Here is a 3163-nt window from a genome sequence, read left to right on the forward strand (position 1 = left end):
CCGGCTGGCCCCGCGGTTTTGATACGGATCGCGCGCCTCTCCTTTCTGCCCTGGCTCGCGGCGCTGCTGCTGTCGGCGGCGCCGGCGGACGCGCAGGCCCGGCGGCCGCTCACCGTTGCGGTGGGCGGCCCGCAGGCGCAGTGGCGCGCCGCCGTGCGGGTGGATGGGCTGCTGCGCGACCGGGCCCTGCGCGAGGCGCTGCAGAACGGTTTGCCCCTGCGCTTTCAGTTCCGGGTGGAGCTGTGGCGCAAGGCCGACCCGTTCGACCAGCTGGCCGGCGCGCAGCAGATCTCGCGGGCCCTGCTGCGCGCGCCCCTGGGCGAGGGCTACACGCTGGAGGACGGGCGGGTGCAGCGGCGCTACTCCACCCTCCAGGCGGCCGAGGCGGCGCTGCAGCAGGCCTTGCAGCCCACCGTGCGTCCCGAGACGGGCGGGCGGTTCTACTACCTGGTGCGGCTGAGCGTGGAAACGCTCTCGGAGAGCGACATGGACGAGCTGCGCCAGTGGCTGCGCGGCGAGGCGCGCCCGGCCGTGGCGGGCGAGCAGCCCGTGGGGCGCGCCGTGGAGCGGGGCGTGCGCCGCTTCTTCGTGCGCCTTCTTGGCCTCCCCACGCGGCGCTACGAGGCCCGCACGCCCATCTTTGGCCTGCGCTGAACGGCAACGGCAACTGCTTTTCTCACGCAGAGCCGCAGAGGACACAGAGTACCCCGGTGCTGTGCGGATTCTGGCACGTTGCCGTGATGCCGTCATCCAGAGAAAGCGGAAGAATCGATCTCACGCGAGGATGCCTGGAAAGGGCAAGGAATGGGGTACTCTGCGTCCTCTGCGGCTCTGCGTGAGAATGTAGTTTTCTGTTTTTCTCACGCCCAGGATCTTGCGGGAACGCGTGTTTGGCTGCTATCCCTTGGTGCCTTCCGCCCGCCGTCGTTCACCCGCGGTTCTCTCCCCATGACCGACATCAGCCCCACGCCTCACGCCGCCGCGGCCCTCCCCGCGCCGGAGCTCGTTGCCTGCGCGCACTGCGGGCACATGGACAGCGGCACCTACTGCAGCGCCTGCGGCAAGGAGCTGGTGGAGGACGAGCATCGCACCGTCGCCCACGACGTGTGGGAGATGCTGGTGGTCGACCGGCTGAACGACGCCAGGGAGTACCTCACCACCACGTGGCACATGGTCGCGCATCCCCTGCGCTTCTTCGCCACCGTGCTGGCCCGCCCCGCCACGCGCGCCAGGCACGTCTTCCCCGAGCCCGCGCCCCAGGCCCTGCCCCGCGGGCTCGCGCAGCGCCCGGTGACGTACTACGCGCTCAGCTTCGTCACGTCCATCCTGCTCGGGAAGATCCTGGGCGTGCAGACGGGCCAGCTGATCGCGGGGCTGGACGACGACTTCAACAACGAGCTGGTGCTGCTGCTCGCCGTCGCGACCTTCGCCATCTACAGCATGGTGTTCCGGTGGACGAGCGGCCGGCGCATCTCCACCGAGGAAGTCGCCATCATCAGCGCGTACACCACGGGCTTCAGCGCCGTGCTCACGACGCTGTCCACCGCCTTTCCCCCGCTCGCCCCGGCAATCAGCCTGCTGGCGCTGTACGTCATCTTCGGAATTCCGCTCACCGTCATGCGCCGGCTGTACGGGATGTCGCGCCGCCGGGTGCTCCTGGCACAGCTGGTGGCGGGTGTGGGGGTCCTGGCGCTGGCGATCCTCCTCCTCACCGTGCTCATGGTCCTGAGGGTTCCGCTGGCCAGCTGACGGATCGGCATCCTCCGTCGTCCCCGTCGCTGCGCGACGGGGGGCCCTCTCCCCCGACCGCCTTTTTGCTCGTTCCTCGCAACGGCGGCCGACCCCTCCCCCAACTTCGGGGGAGGGGTTTTGCGTGGGGACGGTTCCGCGTGCGGAGGCGAGCTCGTGCTGGGACTGGGTTCTCCCCTCTCCGCGAGGAACGAGCGGGGAGAGGCCGGGAGAGGGGCGGGTCGCTTCGGCGCGGGCGATCCGAATGTCGAACCGCAGTTCTCCCCCTCCCCCGCGAAGCGGGGGCAGGGGACCGGGGGGAGGGGGCCCTCGGCGGGCGAGAGACATTCCGTCCATCGGCACGAAACCCGGCGCCCACGATGTCGTTCTCCGCGCCCCGCCACGCAGTTTACCGCCCGCATCACCAACTTTGCTCAATGACGTGCCAAACGCGGACGGGCGGGTTACATTGCCCGGCTACGCCGGAGACGTCGTAGCCGTTTACTTATCCGCCGAGCACAGTCGCAACGCACGCATGAGCACTCTGCAACCGACGCTCGCCCCCGCACCCCGCGCGGTGACGGTGGACGAGCTGTGCGAGCACCTTACCCGCCTGGGCCGGGCCGACGAGGCCCTCCTGTGCGAGTTCGCCCGGGCCTTCTTTGCCAAGGCCCCACGCCACCTTCTGGAAGAGCGCGGCCCCGACCAGCTGGCGGCCATGACCCTGGGCGCGTGGGAGTTCCTGCGCCGCGCCCGGCCCGACCAGGTGAACGTGGAGGTCGTGAACCCCGAGGACGAGGGGTGGAGCGCCGGCGCCACCGTCGTGCGCGCCGAGGTGGGCGACCGCCCCTTCATCGTGGACACCATCCGCGAGTACCTGGAGAGCGAGGGGCTGCACATCCACCACTACGTCTACCCCGTGCTGCGCGTGCGCCGCGACGCGGCCGGCGAGATCGTGGGCGTGGGCGGCGACGAGGGGACCCTGGAGGCGCTCACGCACGCCGAGGTGGCGCGCGTGAACGACCCCGCCCAGCGCGAGGCCATCCGCCAGGAGGTGGCGCGCTCGCTGTCGGACGTGGTGGAGGCCACGAGTGACTTCGACGCCATGCTGCAGCGGCTGGAGCTCGAGGCGCGCGTGCTGGAGGAGCACGCCGCCCGCCTGCCGCAGCGCGAGGCGGAGTTCCGCGAGGAGGCGCAGTTCCTTCGCTGGCTGGGACACGGCAACTTCGTCTTCCTGGGCTACCGCGAGTACGCCATCCAGGGCGACGGCGACGACGCCCGCGTGGCCGTGGAGCCGCGGTCCGGGCTGGGCATCCTGCGCGACGAGGGCTCGTCCGCGTACCGCCAGCCCGTGTCGCTGGGCGCCATGCACCCGGAGCTGCGGGAGCGCGTGGTGAACGGGCCCGTGCTGATGGTCTCCAAGACCAACGCCGAG

General features: G+C 71.0%; 2 protein-coding genes and 1 pseudogene. All 3 read left to right on the forward strand.

Annotated elements, in window-relative coordinates:
• The coding region (locus VFZ20_RS03945) for a DUF4390 domain-containing protein (protein ID WP_329682527.1) at window positions 1-654 on the forward strand (654 nt) is incomplete at its 5' end.
• A 294-nt stretch (window positions 655-948) separates the two neighbouring features.
• Window positions 949-1749, forward strand: coding sequence for a hypothetical protein (locus tag VFZ20_RS03950; protein ID WP_329682528.1), 801 nt, complete (start codon window positions 949-951; stop codon window positions 1747-1749).
• A 514-nt stretch (window positions 1750-2263) separates the two neighbouring features.
• A pseudogene (locus tag VFZ20_RS03955) lies at window positions 2264-3163 on the forward strand (hypothetical protein); the annotation flags it as partial.

The sequence above is a fragment of the Longimicrobium sp. genome, assembly GCF_036280135.1.
GTDB lineage: Bacteria > Gemmatimonadota > Gemmatimonadetes > Longimicrobiales > Longimicrobiaceae > Longimicrobium.

What these genes read in the sequence shown, in the direction of transcription:
- VFZ20_RS03950 (WP_329682528.1), top strand. Translation starts at nt 949, where the DNA reads ATGACCGACATCAGCCCCACGCCTCACGCCGCCGCGGCCCTCCCCGCG.